Annotated in this window: 16 protein-coding genes; 5 read left to right on the forward strand and 11 right to left on the reverse strand. The window is 59.3% G+C overall.

What is annotated here, in order from left to right; translation table 11 throughout:
• Positions 1 to 78 precede the first annotated feature (78 nt).
• The 7 genes from AC3ISG_RS05555 to glpK form a co-directional block, all read right to left on the reverse strand.
• Positions 79 to 813, reverse strand: a complete 735-nt coding sequence (locus AC3ISG_RS05555; RefSeq protein ID WP_037012313.1) for an amino acid ABC transporter ATP-binding protein — start codon at positions 811 to 813, stop codon at positions 79 to 81.
• On the reverse strand, positions 810 to 1,478 hold the full coding sequence (locus tag AC3ISG_RS05560; RefSeq protein WP_172612954.1) for an amino acid ABC transporter permease: 669 nt from the start codon (positions 1,476 to 1,478) through the stop codon (positions 810 to 812). Before AC3ISG_RS05560 ends, AC3ISG_RS05555 begins: the two co-directional genes overlap by 4 nt.
• Positions 1,475 to 2,221: an amino acid ABC transporter permease gene (locus AC3ISG_RS05565; RefSeq protein WP_489298692.1), complete on the reverse strand. Its 747-nt coding sequence runs from the start codon at positions 2,219 to 2,221 to the stop codon at positions 1,475 to 1,477. The genes AC3ISG_RS05560 and AC3ISG_RS05565 overlap by 4 nt, the downstream gene beginning before the upstream one ends.
• Before the next feature lie 117 nt (positions 2,222 to 2,338).
• Positions 2,339 to 3,253: a glutamate/aspartate ABC transporter substrate-binding protein gene (locus tag AC3ISG_RS05570; protein ID WP_489298693.1), complete on the reverse strand. Its 915-nt coding sequence runs from the start codon at positions 3,251 to 3,253 to the stop codon at positions 2,339 to 2,341.
• A 441-nt stretch (positions 3,254 to 3,694) separates the two neighbouring features.
• The gene (glpD, locus tag AC3ISG_RS05575; protein ID WP_489298694.1) at positions 3,695 to 5,266 is read right to left on the reverse strand and encodes a glycerol-3-phosphate dehydrogenase; all 1,572 of its coding nucleotides are present in this window, start codon (positions 5,264 to 5,266) and stop codon (positions 3,695 to 3,697) included.
• A 214-nt stretch (positions 5,267 to 5,480) separates the two neighbouring features.
• Positions 5,481 to 6,236 (reverse strand): DeoR/GlpR family transcriptional regulator, encoded by a 756-nt coding sequence (locus tag AC3ISG_RS05580; protein ID WP_074888955.1) that lies wholly within the window; start codon positions 6,234 to 6,236, stop codon positions 5,481 to 5,483.
• Positions 6,237 to 6,331: 95 nt separating this feature from the next.
• On the reverse strand, positions 6,332 to 7,837 hold the full coding sequence (gene glpK, locus AC3ISG_RS05585) for a glycerol kinase GlpK (RefSeq protein ID WP_122536100.1): 1,506 nt from the start codon (positions 7,835 to 7,837) through the stop codon (positions 6,332 to 6,334).
• A 298-nt stretch (positions 7,838 to 8,135) separates the two neighbouring features.
• On the opposite strand from glpK, the gene ybaK reads away from it, so the two are divergent.
• A complete protein-coding gene (gene ybaK, locus AC3ISG_RS05590; RefSeq protein WP_122536101.1) occupies positions 8,136 to 8,606 on the forward strand; it encodes a Cys-tRNA(Pro) deacylase in 471 nt (156 codons plus the stop codon).
• A 108-nt stretch (positions 8,607 to 8,714) separates the two neighbouring features.
• Complete coding sequence (locus AC3ISG_RS05595; RefSeq protein ID WP_122536102.1) at positions 8,715 to 9,503, forward strand: PhzF family phenazine biosynthesis protein; 789 nt, start codon at positions 8,715 to 8,717, stop codon at positions 9,501 to 9,503.
• A gap of 42 nt (positions 9,504 to 9,545) precedes the next feature.
• On the opposite strand, the gene AC3ISG_RS05600 is transcribed toward AC3ISG_RS05595, so the two are convergent.
• Positions 9,546 to 10,643, reverse strand: a complete 1,098-nt coding sequence (locus tag AC3ISG_RS05600) for an ABC transporter ATP-binding protein (RefSeq protein WP_489298695.1) — start codon at positions 10,641 to 10,643, stop codon at positions 9,546 to 9,548.
• Positions 10,640 to 11,560, reverse strand: coding sequence for an ornithine carbamoyltransferase (argF, locus tag AC3ISG_RS05605; RefSeq protein ID WP_489298696.1), 921 nt, complete (start codon positions 11,558 to 11,560; stop codon positions 10,640 to 10,642). The genes AC3ISG_RS05600 and argF overlap by 4 nt, the downstream gene beginning before the upstream one ends.
• A gap of 449 nt (positions 11,561 to 12,009) precedes the next feature.
• On the opposite strand from argF, the gene AC3ISG_RS05610 reads away from it, so the two are divergent.
• The 3 genes from AC3ISG_RS05610 to grxD all read left to right on the forward strand — a co-directional run bounded on the left by AC3ISG_RS05610 (position 12,010) and on the right by grxD (position 15,005).
• Positions 12,010 to 12,312 carry a hypothetical protein gene (locus AC3ISG_RS05610; protein ID WP_065992547.1) on the forward strand — a complete coding sequence of 101 codons (303 nt, stop codon included), beginning with the start codon at positions 12,010 to 12,012 and terminating at the stop codon, positions 12,310 to 12,312.
• A 147-nt stretch (positions 12,313 to 12,459) separates the two neighbouring features.
• Positions 12,460 to 14,568, forward strand: coding sequence for a molybdopterin oxidoreductase family protein (locus AC3ISG_RS05615; protein ID WP_489298697.1), 2,109 nt, complete (start codon positions 12,460 to 12,462; stop codon positions 14,566 to 14,568).
• Between the two features lie 107 nt (positions 14,569 to 14,675).
• Positions 14,676 to 15,005: a Grx4 family monothiol glutaredoxin gene (gene grxD, locus AC3ISG_RS05620; protein ID WP_074888979.1), complete on the forward strand. Its 330-nt coding sequence runs from the start codon at positions 14,676 to 14,678 to the stop codon at positions 15,003 to 15,005.
• Positions 15,006 to 15,081: 76 nt separating this feature from the next.
• Here the strand turns inward: grxD and bfr are convergent, their stop codons facing one another.
• Both bfr and AC3ISG_RS05630 read right to left on the reverse strand, forming a co-directional pair.
• A complete protein-coding gene (gene bfr, locus AC3ISG_RS05625) occupies positions 15,082 to 15,558 on the reverse strand; it encodes a bacterioferritin (RefSeq protein WP_037012292.1) in 477 nt (158 codons plus the stop codon).
• 200 nt (positions 15,559 to 15,758) lie between these two features.
• Entirely contained in the window at positions 15,759 to 15,977 is a 219-nt protein-coding gene (locus AC3ISG_RS05630) for a bacterioferritin-associated ferredoxin (protein ID WP_065992556.1), read from the reverse strand.
• Positions 15,978 to 16,416: the final 439 nt, after the last annotated feature.

Raw genomic sequence — 16,416 nt, forward strand, 5'->3', positions numbered from 1 at the left:
CTGGACCGACCAGCCGCCCGTTGCATCAGGGATGAACGAGCGGCCGGTGGTTTTTACGCCCTCTAAGGGCTAATGCTTTTAGTGCTGCAGGATTTTGTTGAGGAATTGCTGAGCCCGCTCGGAGCGCGCGTTGACGTCGCCGAAAAACTCTTCCTTCTCGCAGTCTTCGACGATCTGGCCCTTGTCCATGAAGATCACCCGATCCGCCACTTTGCGGGCGAAGCCCATTTCGTGGGTCACGCACATCATGGTCATGCCTTCGTGGGCCAGTTGCACCATCACGTCGAGCACTTCGTTGACCATTTCAGGGTCGAGCGCGGAGGTTGGTTCGTCGAACAGCATCACCACCGGGTCCATCGCCAGCGCGCGGGCAATCGCCACACGCTGTTGCTGGCCGCCTGACAGTTGCCCCGGGTGCTTGTGGGCATGGGCCGACAAGCCGACACGTTCGAGCAGTTGCAGGCCTTTTTTCGTGGCCTCTTCCTTGCTGCGGCCCAGCACCTTGATCTGCGCGATGGTCAGGTTTTCAGTGATGGTCAGGTGCGGAAACAGCTCGAAATGCTGGAACACCATGCCGACACGGGAGCGCAATTTCGGCAGATTGGTTTTCGGGTCAGCGATCGAGGTGCCATCGACCACGATGTCGCCTTTTTGAAAGGGCTCCAGCGCGTTGACGCATTTGATCAGCGTGGACTTGCCCGAGCCCGACGGGCCGCAGACCACGATCACTTCGCCTTTTTTGACCTCCGTGCTGCAATCGGTCAGCACCTGGAAGTCCCCATACCACTTGTTGATATTTTTGATGGAAATCATACGGCTAACCTTTTTTGCATGAACTTGACCAGGCGCGACGCGGCGAAGCTGATCGTGAAGTACACCAGACCGGCGACAATCAGAAACTCGTTGGAGCGGCCGATGATGTCGCCGCTGGAGCGTGCCGAGTTGAGGAAGTCGACCAGACCGACCGTGTAGACCAGCGAGGTGTCCTGAAACAGGATGATGCTCTGCTGCAACAGCAACGGGGTCATCTTGCGGAACGCCTGGGGCAGGATGATCAGGCGCATCATCTGGCCGTAGGTCATGCCCAATGCTTGAGCAGCTCCCATCTGACCGCGGGAAATCGACTGCACACCGGCCCGCACGATTTCACAGAAGTAGGCCGCCTCGAACATCATGAACGCCACGACGCAGGAGGTGAACGCGCCGATCGGCGTGTCTTCGCCGGTGATCCAGCGCAGCACGAACGGCACCGCCAGGTAGAACCAGGTGATGACCAGCAGCAGCGGGATAGACCGGAAGTAGTTGACGTAGGCGCCAGCAACACGTGACGCCAGCTTGTTCGACGACAACCGCATCAGCGCCAGAATCGTGCCGATGATGATGCCGCCCACAATGCCCATGGCCATCAATTGCAAGGTCATGAGCATGCCGTTCCACATGCCCGGGATGGCGGGAATCACTCCAGAGAAGTCCATTATTTACCTCCCACGGAGATGAGGCCCGGCACTGCGACTTTCTTCTCGACCAGACGCATGAGCAGCATCAGGCTCATGTTCAGCGTGAAGTAGATCAGCGTGGCCAGGGTGAAGGCTTCAAACAGGTTCGCGGAAAACTCGGCGGTCTGTTTGGTTTGCGCGAGCAACTCCATCAGGCCGATCAGCGACGCCACGGACGAGTTCTTGAACACGTTGAGGAATTCGGAGGTAAGCGGTGGAATGATGATCCGGTACGCCTGGGGCAGCAGCACGTTCCAGTAGATCTGCGGCAGCTTGAAACCCATGGCGCGGGCGGCGGATTCCTGCCCCACCGGCAGCGCCTGAATACCGGTGCGCACCTGTTCGCAGACACGTGCGGCGGTGAACAGGCCCAGGCACACGACAACGCTCAGGAACGCCGAGGTGGTCGGATTGAGGTCTTGCTTGTACCACTCCTGCAGATTCTCAGGCAGCAGATCCGGCACCAGGAAGTACCAGATGAACAGCTGCACCAGCAGTGGCACGTTACGGAAAATTTCCACGTAAATCGCGGCGATGGAAGACACGATGCGGTTTGGCACCGTGCGCATGACCCCGAGCACCGAGCCCAGGAATAACGCAATGATCCAGGCTGCGACGGCAATGGCGATGGTCCAGCCCAGCCCGGTGATGTACCAGTCCAGATAGGTCTCGCTGCCGACGCCCGTGGACTTGAAGAACACGCCCCAGTCCCAGTTGTAATTCATCAGGGTCTCCCCCTTATTGATCGTTATGCACGCACACGCCAGGTAGCGGCTTCCGAAGACGCAGGGCGTCTCCGGAAGTCAGGCTTTTCACGGTTTCAAGATGGTGGAGCGAAGGACTCAGGCCTTCTTGTCCCGCGCCGGCTTGTCATTCGGATTGGCGATCAGCGCTTTGAACTCTTCGCTCATCGGGAACATCAGGTTCAAGCCTTTTGGTGGAATCGGCTGGGTGAACCACTTGTCGTAGATCTTGTTGATCTCGCCCGATTTGTAGGTCGCAACGATGGCGTCATCCACGGCTTTCTTGAACGCTGGGTCTTCCTTGCGAACCATGCAGCCGTAGATTTCGTAGGACTGAGGAGTGCCGGTAACGGCCCAGTCGGTCGGCTTCTTGGCCTTGGCCATTTCGCCGGCGAGCAGGGCATCGTCCATCATGAAGGCGACGGCGCGGCCCGATTCCAGCATCTGGAACGACTCGCCGTGGTCTTTGGCAGAGATGACGTTCATGCCCATCTGCTTGTCGGCGTTCATCGCCTTGAGGATGCGCTCGGACGTGGTGCCCGCCGTGGTCACGACGTTCTTGCCTTTGAGGTCGTCGAAGTCTTTGTAGGACGAGTCAGCCTTGCTCAGCAGACGGGTGCCGATTTCGAAGATGCCGACGGAGAAGTCGACTTGCTGGGCGCGCTCGGCGTTATTGGTGGTCGAACCGCATTCAACGTCGACGGTGCCGTTCTGCACCAGCGGGATACGGGTCTGGGAAGTGACCAGGTTGTACTTGACCTTCAGGTCAGGCATGTCCAGGTCTTTTTTGATTGCTTCAACGATCTTCAGCTGGATGTCAGCGGAGTAGCCCACTGGCACGCCGGAAGCGTCAGCGATGTAGGAAAAAGGAATGGAGGAGTCGCGGTGACCGAGGGTAATGGTGCCGGACTCTTTGATTTTCTTCAGAGTGCCGGTCAGTTCGGCGGCGAAAACAGGGGTGGTGATCAAAGCGGCAGCAATGGCTGCGCCCAGGATATGGGGAACGATGCGCATCTGGTTTTCCTCGACATTGTTTTTTTTATTGGACCGGTGTTGGACGGCCCTATCGTTTCAGAGCGCTTCAACGGCGGCCCAGTCAGGCGACACGCTACATCGAAGCAATCGTGCAAGAGTGTAGAGCATGAGTCGTGCCAGAGAGGTGACCGACGCTAAGGGCGTGAAAGTGTTGGTTATTTATGGAGGAAGGGATCGAGCGTGGCGGGCCGGCCGTCCGGGATTCCGAATCGGATGGGGCAGTGTGTTCGGGAATCCGAATGATAAAGGCGGGGTGGCGCGTGTTGCGACTTATGGTTTTGCGGTGTGCTGTCTGACGCTTTCCCGGCTAAAGCCGGTCCCACAGGATCGCGATGATTCCGCCGGACCGGTTCTGGCCGGTCCCTCCGGATCGTGGTGCTTCCGTAGGACTGGCTTTAACCGGGAATTGGGGCTGGCAATTTATGCGTGGATCTTTGGTGCGGGCACTGGCCATTCAAGCCGCTCGATAGAACCGTTGCTGCCTGCCACTTTGTCCAGGTACGCCTGAACCTTCTGGTGCTCTTCATCAGTGGTGAACAAACCCAGCTTGGTCCGGCGCCACAGAATGTCTTCGGCCTTGGTCGCCCATTCTTCGCTGCACAGGTAATCCACTTCGCGGCTGTACAGACCGCCGCCCAAGTGTTCGCCCATTTCGCTGAGACTTTGAACGCCCTCGACGATGCGCCAGCTGCGTGAGCCATAAGTAATCGACCAGCGCTTGGCGATATCCGCTGGCAGCCAGCTGCAACGCTGCTCCAGTTGCGCCGCCAGCAACGCTGGCGTGGTCATGCTTTCACCGCCCGGCAGGCTGGCTTTTGCGGTCCAGCTTGGCTTCATCTGCGGGAAGAACGGCGCCAGTTGCTGCATCGCCGATTCCGCCAGCTTCCGATAAGTCGTCAGCTTGCCGCCGAATACGGAAAGAATCGGCGCTTCTTGAGCACCGCCCGACAGCGACAAGGTGTAGTCGCGGGTGATCGCCGACGGGTTGTCCGACTCGTCATTGCACAGCGGACGCACGCCTGACCACGTGCTCAGAATGTCGGCGCGGCTGAGTTGCTTCTTGAAGTGATCGTTGACGATTTTCAGCAGGTAATCGGTCTCGCCTTCGGTGATCGCTACTTTGCCGGGATCGTCAGAATATTCGCGGTCGGTCGTACCGATGATGGTGAAGCGTTCCAGGTACGGAATGGCGAACACGATTCGCTGATCTTCGTTCTGCAGAATGAACGCGTTTTCGCCTTCATACAGCTTCGGCACGATCAAGTGGCTGCCCTGAATGAGGCGAATGCCGTACTGCGATTCGAGCTTCAGGTCTTCACGAATGAACTTGGCGACCCATGGACCGGCTGCGTTGACCAGCGCCTTGGCGCGAATGGAAAACAGGCTGCCGTCCGCACGCTCCATGTTCATGTGCCACACGCCGCCGCTGCGATGGGCGCCCAGGCAGCGGGTCTGGGTATGAATGTGCGCGCCTTTTTCACGGGCGGCCATGGCGTTGAGGACCACCAGACGAGCATCGTCGACCCAGCAATCGGAGTATTCAAAACCCTTGGTGATCGAGCTGTTCAGTGGGCTGTCGGCGCCAAAGCGAATGGTCTTCGACGCTGCCAGCTTCTCGCGTTTACCAAGGTGGTCATACAAGAACAGCCCGGCGCGGATCATCCACGCAGGGCGCAGGTGCGGGCGGTGAGGCAGCACGAAACGCATCGGCTTGACGATGTGCGGCGCTTTTTCGAGCAGCACCTCACGTTCTGCCAGCGCTTCGCGAACCAGACGGAATTCATAGTGTTCCAGGTAACGCAGGCCACCGTGGATCAGCTTGCTGCTGGCTGAAGAGGTGTGGCTGGCGAGGTCGTCCTTCTCGCAGAGAAAGACCGAAAGGCCCCGGCCCGATGCGTCTGCCGCAATGCCGACACCATTGATGCCACCACCGATCACGGCAACGTCGTAGACCTCGGAAAGGGGTGGGGTCGGCAAAGTGGACTGGGCCATCGGGGCCTCCTGAGTGTTCGATCGCGTTCGAATTCTGCGCCACAGGGAGGGCGAATTCGAACATTTATGTTCATTTCCGAAAATAGTAGCGCAATAACGCGAACGCAGCCACTGAGTATTCATTGAAAATACTGATGGGAGAGATGAGAAAGGAACAAAAGCGAACATCCAGGTGAAGCGAGCGCGGTCACTGCGCTCGTTCATGGATCGAGGGTTAAACGACTTCCAGCCGAATCTTGTTCTGCGTCAGCAGTTGCGCCAACGCAGGCACGGGCGTCTGGTCCGTCACAAGGCAGTCGATCAGCGTGATCGGCCCCAGTCGAACCATCGCGTTACGACCGAACTTGCTGGAGTCCGCTGCCAGAATGACCTGACGCGCGTTGGCGATGATCGCCTGAGAAACGCGCACTTCCTGATAATCGAAATCCAGCAGACTGCCGTCCTCATCGATTCCGCTGATGCCCACAAGGGCGAAATCGACCTTGAACTGCGTGATGAAATCCACGCTTGCCTGACCGACCACGCCGCCATCCCGGCGCACATTACCGCCCGCCAGCAGCACTTCGAAATCATCCTTGCCGCTGAGAATCGACGCCACGTGAAGATTGTTGGTGATGATCTTCAGGTGATTGTGATTAAGCAGCGCGCGGGCGATGGATTCGGTGGTGGTGCCGATGTTGATGAACAGCGACGCGTGGTCCGGGATCTGCGCGGCAATGGCCTCGGCGATGCGTTGCTTCTCATCGCGCATCTGATCGGCACGCATGGCGTAGGCCGTGTTTTCAATGCTGGAGTCGTAGGCCGCGCCACCGTGGTAGCGACGCAGGAGGTTCATTTCCGCGAGCTGATTGATGTCACGGCGGATGGTTTGCGGGGTCACGACGAACAGCTGCGCCATTTCCTCGATGCTGACGTAGCCGCGCTCACGGACCAGCTCGAGGATCTGCTGTTGACGGGGTGGCAGATTCATTTTTTATCCTTCGGGCACGGGCGCCCATGATGCCGCAGGCAGCCATTACCTGTCAGCCGCAAAAAATGCCTCTGCCCCTTCGTTCAGGATCGCGCTTATTCGACCTCTTCGTGGGGTTCCCAGTCGCGGGTGCGGTCCACCGCCTTGCGCCAGCCGGCGTAGAGTTTTTCCTTCTCGGCGTCATCGCATTGCGGCTCGAACTTGCGCTCGATGACGGCTTTGCCCCTCAGTTCGTCCAGTCCGCTCCAGAACCCGATCGCCAGGCCAGCCAGATACGCTGCGCCCAATGCGGTGGTTTCGCGCATCTTCGGACGCTCCACCGGCGTGCCGAGAATGTCGGCCTGGAATTGCATGAGGAAGTTGTTCGCCACTGCGCCGCCGTCAACGCGCAGCGCCTTGAGCGGCTCGCCGGCATCCTGTTGCATGGCGTCAAGCACGTCACGGGTCTGGTAGGCGATGGACTCCAGTGCGGCACGAATGATGTGGTCGACCTTCACGCCACGGGTGAGGCCGAACAAGGCGCCCCGTGCGTACGGGTCCCAGTAGGGTGCGCCCAGACCGGTGAACGCAGGCACCAGATAGACGCCATTGCTGTTCTTCACTTTGGTGGCGAAGTATTCGGTGTCCATGGAATCGTTGACGATTTTCAGCTCGTCGCGCAGCCACTGCACGGTGGAGCCGCCATTGAACACCGCGCCCTCCAGCGCATACGCCACTTCACCGCGCGGACCGCAGCCGATGGTGGTGAGCATGCCGTGGCTGGATTTCACGGCTTTTTTGCCCGTGTTCATCAGCAGGAAGCAGCCCGTGCCGTAGGTGTTCTTCGCCTGACCCGGTTCAACGCACATCTGGCCGAACAGCGCCGATTGCTGATCACCGGCGATCCCGGCGATGGGAATGCCGCTTTTGCTGTGGCCATAGACTTCGGATGACGACTTGACCTCCGGCAACATCTCCCGGGGCACGTCGAGCACGTCGAGCATGCGCTGATCCCACTCCAGGGTATGGATGTTGAACATCATCGTGCGCGAGGCGTTGGTGTAGTCGGTAACGTGGACCTTGCCGCCGGTAAATTTCCAGATCAGCCAGCTATCGACGGTGCCGAACAGCAACTCACCACGACGGGCGCGCTCGCGGCTCCCCTCAACGTGGTCAAGAATCCACTTCAGTTTGCTGCCGGAAAAGTACGGGTCGATGACCAGACCGGTGGTGTCCCGGATGTAGTCTTCCAGACCGTCACGCTTGAGCTGCTGGCAGATCTCGGTGCTGCGACGGCATTGCCAGACCACGGCGTTGTAGATAGGCCGGCCGGTGTCTTTCTCCCACACCACCGTGGTTTCACGCTGATTGGTAATACCGATCGCGGCGATCTGATTGTGGTGCAGGTTGGCCTGGGCCAGAACTTTGGTCATGCACGCCGTCTGGGTCGCGAAAATCTCCATCGGATCGTGCTCGACCCAACCAGGCTGGGGGTAATGCTGAACGAACTCGCTCTGGGCGCTGCTCACCACGTTGGCGTCACGGTCAAAAATGATGGCGCGAGAACTGGTGGTGCCTTGATCCAGAGCGATGATGTAATTCTTGTTTTCGTTGTCGGTCATGGTGAATGCCTGATAGTAAAACGAGTGTCCGGAAACTGCCGTCCGTATGAATGCCTGCGCGAATTGCCTTTGCGCACTGAATACCGGGATGGCACCAAGGAAGCAAGCTGGATATTCGTATTCGAAAAAATATAGACGTAAACGAACCTTGTCAAAGGTCGAAAGCGAACGTTATCGATGAATGTTCCGAGCCGCCGATATTAGTGGATAAGTCGTGCTCAAACGCAGGCATTTCGATAACCAATGGCCTAAAGTATCGGCAGCAAACAAGAAAGTGTCTGGCTGTCTGGAGTGCTGCATGACCCCTGCATTGGATTTACTGAAAAAGGTTCGCGCCGAACATCGCGTCCACAGTTATGAGCACGACCCCAAAGCCGCTTCCTATGGCCTGGAAGCGGCAGAAAAGCTCGATCTGGCCCCCGCTCAGGTGTTCAAGACGCTGCTGGCCAGCACCGAAAAAGGCGAGCTGCTGGTGGCTGTAGTTCCCGTCGTGGGCTCGCTGGATTTAAAAGCCCTTGCCCACGCCGCAGGCGCCAAGAAGGCTGAGATGGCTGATCCGACGGCTGCCCAACGGGCCACTGGCTACCTACTGGGCGGAATCAGCCCGCTGGGGCAGAAGAAAAGGCTGCGTACTTTCATCGATGAGTCCGCTCAACCGTTCGCGACGATTTTTGTCAGCGCAGGTCGGCGCGGGCTTGAAGTCGAACTGCCCGCCGCTGTGCTTGCACAACACACCAGTGCGACCTTTGCCCGGATAGGCCGGGAATGATTCGTAGGGCTTGTCAGAAATGCCTGACCCTTTCATGCGGTGAAACTGACCGCAGACCCGCTGCGCCCGAACCGGGTTGCCGCGCCTATTCACTCGGGGATGCCTTCCATGCAGCTTGAATTCCATCAGGTCGACGCCTTCACCGACCGCGCCTTCGCAGGCAACCCGGCGATGGTCTACCGCCTCGACGCCTGGCTTTCCGATCAACTGATGCAGCAAATTGCTGCAGAGCACAATTTGTCGGAGACCGCGTTTCTGGTCCGCGAACCCCCGGGCTGGCATATCCGCTGGTTTACCCCGACCCATGAAGTACCACTGTGCGGGCACGCGACCCTGGCCAGCGCGTTTGTGTTGTTCGAGAAGTACGCCGAGAAGGCCGAAGTCATCCACTTCACTGGCAAATCCGGGCCGTTGAGTGTGAGCCGTGAAAACAGCCGTCTGGTTCTGGACTTCCCCTCGATGCCGCCTGCGGAGCAGGGCGTGACGGTGGAAATCGAGCGTGCCCTCGGCATGGAAGTTGTCGACGTGCTGAGCGCTGCGGAATTGCTCGTGGTGCTGGAGTCCGAGCAGGCTGTTCGCGATTGCAAGCCCGACTTCGCCGCCATCGCGCGTTTGCCGTGGCCTGGTGTGATCGTGACCGCCAAGGGTGACGGCGAACGCTACGATTTTGTCTCGCGCTACTTTGCGCCGAGCATCGGCGTCAATGAAGACCCGGTCACGGGCTCGACGCACTGCAGCCTGATTCCCTACTGGTCGGCCCGTCTCAACAAATTCAGCCTGACGGGTTATCAGGCGTCTGCGCGGGGAGGGGAGCTGTTCTGCCGGCTGGAAGGTGAACGCGTGAAGATCGGCGGGCACGCGACGCTGGTGGCCAGCGGCGCGTTGATACTGAGCTAATAGATATTCGCCTGAGAGCGCCTGACCGAGAATGACAGGCCGTCAGACCGCCACGTCACGATGCACGGGAACGCTCCGATGCACCGGCACGCTGCCCGACGTTGGAAACAGTACCAGATGCTCGGCCGAGACTTCGAAGCCGACCTGATCCCCGGCGCGCAGATCCACGTGGCTGGGGAACAACGCTTCCAGCTGTGTACCGGTCGACAACTGCAGGCGATACAGGGTGGCCGCGCCCTGAAACGTCAGGCTCGCAACGCGGGCCTTGATCGGGCTGTCGGGCGCATAAATGAGGTCATCAGGGCGCAGCAGCACCTCCATCGGCGTCCCCTTCGCGCCGGCATAGGCTCGATTGCCCCGCAGAACCCCCAACTCGGTCTGCACCGATTCGGCGTCGATCAGTTGCCCGCGAATGAAATACCCCTGACCGACGAAGCTGGCGACATAAGGCGTCGCCGGCTCGTGATACAGGTTGTAGGGCGTGTCCCACTGCTCCAGCCGACCGTCCTTGAACACGCCGACGTGATCGCTTACGGCAAAGGCTTCTTCCTGGTCGTGGGTGACCAGAATCGCGCTGGTGCCACGGGCTTTGAGGATGTCGCGCACTTCGTGGCTCAGGCGCCGGCGCAGCTCGCCATCCAGATTTGAGAACGGTTCATCGAGCAGCAACAACTGCGGCTCGGGGGCGAGCGCACGGGCCAGCGCCACACGTTGCTGCTGTCCACCGGAAAGCTCATGGGGATGACGGGTGCCCAGCGCGCCGAGATTGACCAGCTCCAGCATCTCCTGAACCACCTGCTTCTGGCGCGGATGGTTGCGGATGCCGAAGGCAATATTGTCGGCGACCGTGAGGTGCGGGAACAGGGCGTAGTCCTGAAAGACCATGCCGATCCGGCGCTTCTCCGGGGCCAGGGTAAACCCGGCCCGTGAAATGACTTCGCCTGCCAGCGTGATCTCGCCCTCGTGCACCGGCTCGAAACCGGCGATGGCGCGCAGGGTGGTGGTTTTGCCGCAGCCGGACGAACCCAGCAGGCAACCGATGTCGCCTGCATTCAGGTGCAAATTGAGTTTTTGCACCACCCGTTGGTCCTGATAACCACAGGCCAGGTTATGCAGGGTCAGCAGAAGGGGCTGACTCATGGAGTGGTCAAGGCAGGGGCGACGAGGAATTCGAGCAGGGCTTTCTGCGCATGCAGCCGGTTCTCCGCCTGATCCCACGCCACCGAGCGCGGGTCATCAAGCAAGTCTTCGCTGATTTCTTCGCCACGGTGCGCCGGCAGGCAGTGCATGAAAATCACGTCGCCAGCCGCACGGTCGAGCATCGCGCGAGTGACCTGGAACGGCTTGAACAGGGCCAGACGCCTGGCGGCTTCTTCTTCCTGGCCCATGGACGTCCACACATCGGTGGAGACCAGATGCGCACCTTTTACCGCTTCTTGGGGATCACGGGTCAGGGTCACGCGATCGCCCGCCAGGGCCAGGTACTGCGCACTGGGTTCGTAGCCTTCCGGGCAGGCGACCCGCAAATTAAAGTCGAACTGAATGGCTGCTTCTATATAGCTGTTGCACATGTTGTTGCCATCGCCGATCCATGCAACGGTCTTGCCCTGAATGGAGCCGCGGTGCTCAAGGAACGTTTGCATGTCGGCCAGCAGTTGGCAGGGATGAAGGTCATCGGAGAGGCCGTTGATCACCGGCACGCGGGAATGGGCGGCAAACTCGGTGAGGTTGCTGTGGGCGAACGTACGAATCATCACGGCGTCGACCATCCGCGACATGACCCGCGCGCCATCGGCAATCGGCTCGCCACGGCCCAGCTGGGTGTCTCTGGGCGAGAGAAAGATGGCCTGGCCGCCGAGCTGGATCATCCCGGCTTCGAACGAAACACGTGTCCGTGTCGAGGATTTCTCGAAGATCATCGCCAGGATGCGGCCCTTCAACGGTTCGAAGAGCACGCCTCGATTTCGCAGATCTTTCAGCTCAATGCCGCGACGAATCACCCCGACCAGCTCAGCGGGGGTGTAGTCCATCATCGAGAGAAAGTGCCTTGCGCTCATCATTAACTACCTTGTCTGCAACAGACCGCAGATCCTCAAAGCCAGGTTTTTCTGAAAAACGGGCGAGACCTGCGGCGAAAGCCGCACGGGGCGACGAATAGGGAAGGCGCGAGGGTATAAGAAAATGTCGCCTGATGCCAAGGGCCGCCGTGACGGAAAATCCTCGTCGGACGTTCGGTAGCCTGAAAGCGGCGCTCACAGGACGCTTTTCATGTAACGAAGTGCTACAGTCATGTTTCTGCGCAGGCCATTCGCCATCGCATTAGTCCCGATAAGGCTGGCCGCTTGTGACGCCTTTTGGCGTCCCCGCAACTGCTGTCTGATCTGTAATAGTCGCAAACCACTGTGCAGCCTTATGCGACATGCTTCACGCCGCGGAAACCCGGACGTTTCTTAAACCATCGGCGTGGGTTATAAAGGCCGCTTATGTCCTCCAGAAGAGGTGGGGAATGGATTCAAAAGAGCAACAACTGACGGAACTGCTCGGGCTGACCGCTCGAACCCTTACGCACCTCACGGCGTCCATGACGTCGATGTCGTTCGAGCTGATGCGCAGCGAAGACGAGGTCACGCGCTCTGCGGGACGCCGGATGATCGATCGTATGGCAACCATCAGCGCCGGACTCGACGAACACTGGCGGCTGATCGGCGAACTCACCGGCATTCAGGTGTCTCAAGAGCAGATCGAAACGGTTCATGAAGTGCAGATGCAGCGCAAGGTCGTCACGCCCATCGGTGGCTCTGCTTCCTGAGCAACGTTCCTTCTATCAGGTGAGCTATCGGCTCGCCTGATGCCGCCCGATTCACGGCACTGACATTTCTGGCGCATCACCCCCACAAGTCCCATAGTTTTGTACCCGCGATCAGGTTGATCGCCCTATAAAAACTTGAGGCTGGCGATGACCAAGACTCTGCACCACCGTGCCTGTCACCTGTGCGAGGCGATTTGCGGCCTCACCCTCGAAACCACCCTGCAGGACGATGCCACCCTCCTGATCACCTCAATCAAGGGCGATGCGCAGGACACGTTCAGTCGCGGGCATATCTGTCCCAAGGCCGTCGCGCTGCAGGATATCCAGAACGACCCCGATCGCCTTCGCCAGCCCATGCAGCGCATTGGCAACGACTGGCAGCCGATCAAGTGGCAGGATGCGTTTGACCTGGTCGCAGAGCGCCTGGCCGACATTCAGGCGCGTCACGGGCAGAACGCGGTGGCGGTGTATCAAGGCAATCCCAGCGTGCATAACTATGGGCTGATGACCCACAGCAATTATTTTCTCGGGCTGCTGAAAACCCGTAACCGCTATTCCGCAACGTCCGTGGACCAACTGCCGCACCACCTGACGAGTCATTTGATGTACGGCCACGGCCTGCTGCTGCCCATCGCCGACATTGACCACACCGATTTCATGCTCATCCTCGGCGGCAATCCACTGGCGTCCAACGGCAGCATCATGACCGTGCCGGATGTCGAGAAGCGTCTGAAAGCGATTCAGGCCCGCGGCGGTAAAGTCGTCGTGGTCGATCCGCGCCGCAGCGAGACCGCCGCTATTGCCGATCAGCACCTGTTCATCCGTCCCGGGGGCGATGCGGCGTTCCTGTTCGGCTTGCTGCACACCCTGTTTGCCGAAGGCCTGACCCGCGAAAGCCATCTTGCCGTTGATGGCCTGGAGGACGTTCGCGCGGCCGTCAGCGAGATGAACGCCGACGCCATGAGTCCTCGATGCGGGGTGCCTGCCGAGCAAATCAGGCAGCTCGCGCGGGACTTTGCCGCTGCCAAAAGCGGTGTGTGTTACGGGCGTATGGGTATTTCCACCCAGGCGTTCGGGACGCTATGCCACTGGCTGGTGCAACTGATCAATCTGGTCACCGGCAATCTGGACCGTGCAGGCGGTGCGCTGTGTACCGAGCCGGCGCTGGACTTGGTGGCGTCGACCTCCGGCGGCAGCTTCAATCGCTGGCAGAGCCGCGTCTCGCAACTGCCGGAGTACGGCGGCGAGCTGCCGGTTTCTGCGCTGGCCGAAGAAATGCTGACCCCGGGGGAGGGGCAGATCAAGGCGCTGATTACGGTCGCGGGCAACCCGGTACTGTCGACGCCTAACGGGCGTCAGCTCGACACTGCGCTCGAGGGGCTGGAATTCATGGTCAGCGTCGACTTGTACATCAACGAGACCACGCGGCACGCGGACCTCATCCTGCCGTCGACGTCCGCGCTGGAAAACGACCACTACGACACTACGTTCAATATGTTCGCCGTGCGCAACGTTACCCGTTTCAACCGCGCGATCCTCGCCAAACCCGAGGGCGCGCTGCACGACTGGGAAATCTTTGTCGGCCTCGCCCAGGCGTTTGCGCTGAAAACCGGCCGCGACCTCAAACCGACGATGCCGCCGGCGCAGATGGTCGATCGCGGTTTGCGCGCCGGGTTGTACGGTGATGCGTCCCCGCTGAAGCTGTCGCTGGAGACGCTGGCGCAGTATCCCCATGGTCTGGACCTCGGGCCGCTCAAGCCCAACCTCGCTGCGCGGCTGAAGACCGTGAACCACAGGGTGCAGGCCGCGCCGCCAGTTATTCTGGCAGACCTGGCCCGTTTTGCCGCGCAGCCTGAGGCGCAGGCCGATGGCCTCATGCTCATCGGCAGGCGTCATGTGCGCAGCAATAATTCATGGATGCACAACTTCCATCGCTTGGTGAAGGGCAAGCCGCGGCATCAGTTGTTGATGCACCCCGACGACTTGCTCAGCCGAGGGTTGATGGACGGTCAGCGGGTCAGGGTCAGCTCGCGGGTCGGCGTAATCGAGGTCGAAGTCATGGGCAGCGTCGACATGATGCGTGGGGTCGTCAGCCTCCCCCATGGCTGGGGCCACGGTCGTCCGGGCGTGAAGATGGACATCGCGACGGCCCAGCCCGGTGAGAGCGCGAATGACCTGACTGACGAGCGGGCGCTGGACGGGATTTCCGGGAACGCGGTGTTGAACGGGGTGCCGGTTACGGTTGCGGCGGCATAACGGTCATTGGGGCGTTCAAGGCCAAGACCGAGCGTTATGCTCGGGAATCGTTTAGAATGCGCCACCGTGTCGACACATACAGTCGTAAAGTTTAGCCGAGGTGCTCCATGGATATTATCGAAACGATTAAAGACCAGATTGCCAGCAACACCGTTCTGCTCTACATGAAAGGCGCTCCGAATGCCCCGCAGTGCGGCTTCTCGGCCAAGGCTTCTCAGGCACTGATGGCGTGTGGCGAAAAGTTCGCGTACGTCGATATCCTGCAGAACCCGGAAATCCGCGCCAACCTGCCGAAGTACGCCAACTGGCCGACTTTCCCGCAGCTGTGGGTCGGTGGTGAGCTGGTCGGCGGTAGCGACATCATCACTGAAATGCAGGCTGACGGTTCCCTGCAGGAACTGGTGAAAGCCGCTGTTGCGAAAAACGCCACTGCCTGATTTTCGGCGGTCGTAAAAAAGCCCCGCTCTCTGCCGAGACGCGGGGCTTTTTATTGGGCGGTGTTAGGGGCTGGAATCAGCCCTCTTCGCCCATCTGCGATTGCAGGTAGTTCTCGATGCCGACCTTGTCGATCAGGCCCAGCTGGGTTTCCAGCCAGTCGATGTGTTCTTCTTCCGATTCCAGAATGTCTTCCAGCATCTCGCGGCTGCCGAAGTCACCCACGGTTTCGCAGTGCGCGATCGCGGCTTTAAGGTCGGCGTGGCCCTTGCGCTCGATGCGCAGGTCACACTCGAGCATTTCCTTGGTGTGTTCGCCGATCAGGATCTTGCCCAGGTCCTGGAGGTTCGGGAGGCCTTCCAGAAACAGGATGCGCTTGATCAGTTTGTCAGCGTGTTTCATCTCGTCGATGGATTCGTGGTACTCGTGTTTGCCCAACTTGTTCAGGCCCCAGTCCTCATACATGCGCGCATGCAGGAAGTATTGATTGATCGCGACCAGCTCGTTACCGAGGATCTTGTTGAGATGCTGGATGACTGTGATGTCGCCTTTCATGATCGGGTCCTGTCGAAGGTATAGGTAATACAGGCGGCAAGTCTGAGCCCCCTCTATAACTCTGTCAAACCTAAGTTATTGAATAATAAGTGAAAATAAATAGGAATAAGAATGTTTGTGTTCCGCATCTTGTTGCTAAGCGATTGAATTAAAGGCATAAAAAAACCGGACACTGTCCGGTTTTGTTTGAAAGCGGTTATTCAGGCAGCTGAAAATTCTGCGGGATAGGCGAGGGCGGCATGGCTGGTTTGCAGCTCGGTGAGGGTTTCACGCACCACTTCCTTCGCCAGGCAGGCACATTTCCCACACTTGCTGGCGACACCCAGAGTCTCGCGGACGTCACGATAGCTGCAGCATCCTTCCATGATTGCTTCACGGATTTGTCCGTCGGTAACACCTTGGCAGAGGCAGACATACATATAAGAAACCGTCGCTGAGTGATTGGCTCAATGCGAGGGATACTAATGTTAATGAGAATGCTTGTCAAAACTACTCAGGCTTTTTTATGTGACTGTCGATGAGTGGTTAGGTGGGTTTCAGGCGTAGGAGGTTTGTGTGTATATCCATTTTCGGCGGTGGTGCTGATTATGGTTCCGCCCTTACGGCGGGTCACTTTTTCCAAGAGCCCGGATTGCCGGCCCAGAAAAAGTAACCAAAAAGGCCCTGCTCCTGGTTGGGTTCCTCCTTCGTCGGAATGCCTTCACTCCGGTCTCGCTCCGTGGGCCCGCGCCGAACGGACATCCATGTCCTGACGGCGCTCTCGCCGCATCCATGCGGCTCGACCCACTCCGCGAGACCTGCGTTCAGCCTGCACCCAAGTCGCGTTCTGCGGTGACTGAGCCTTTTGCGTAAGAAGAT

This window comes from Pseudomonas sp. GL_135, from assembly GCF_057834665.1.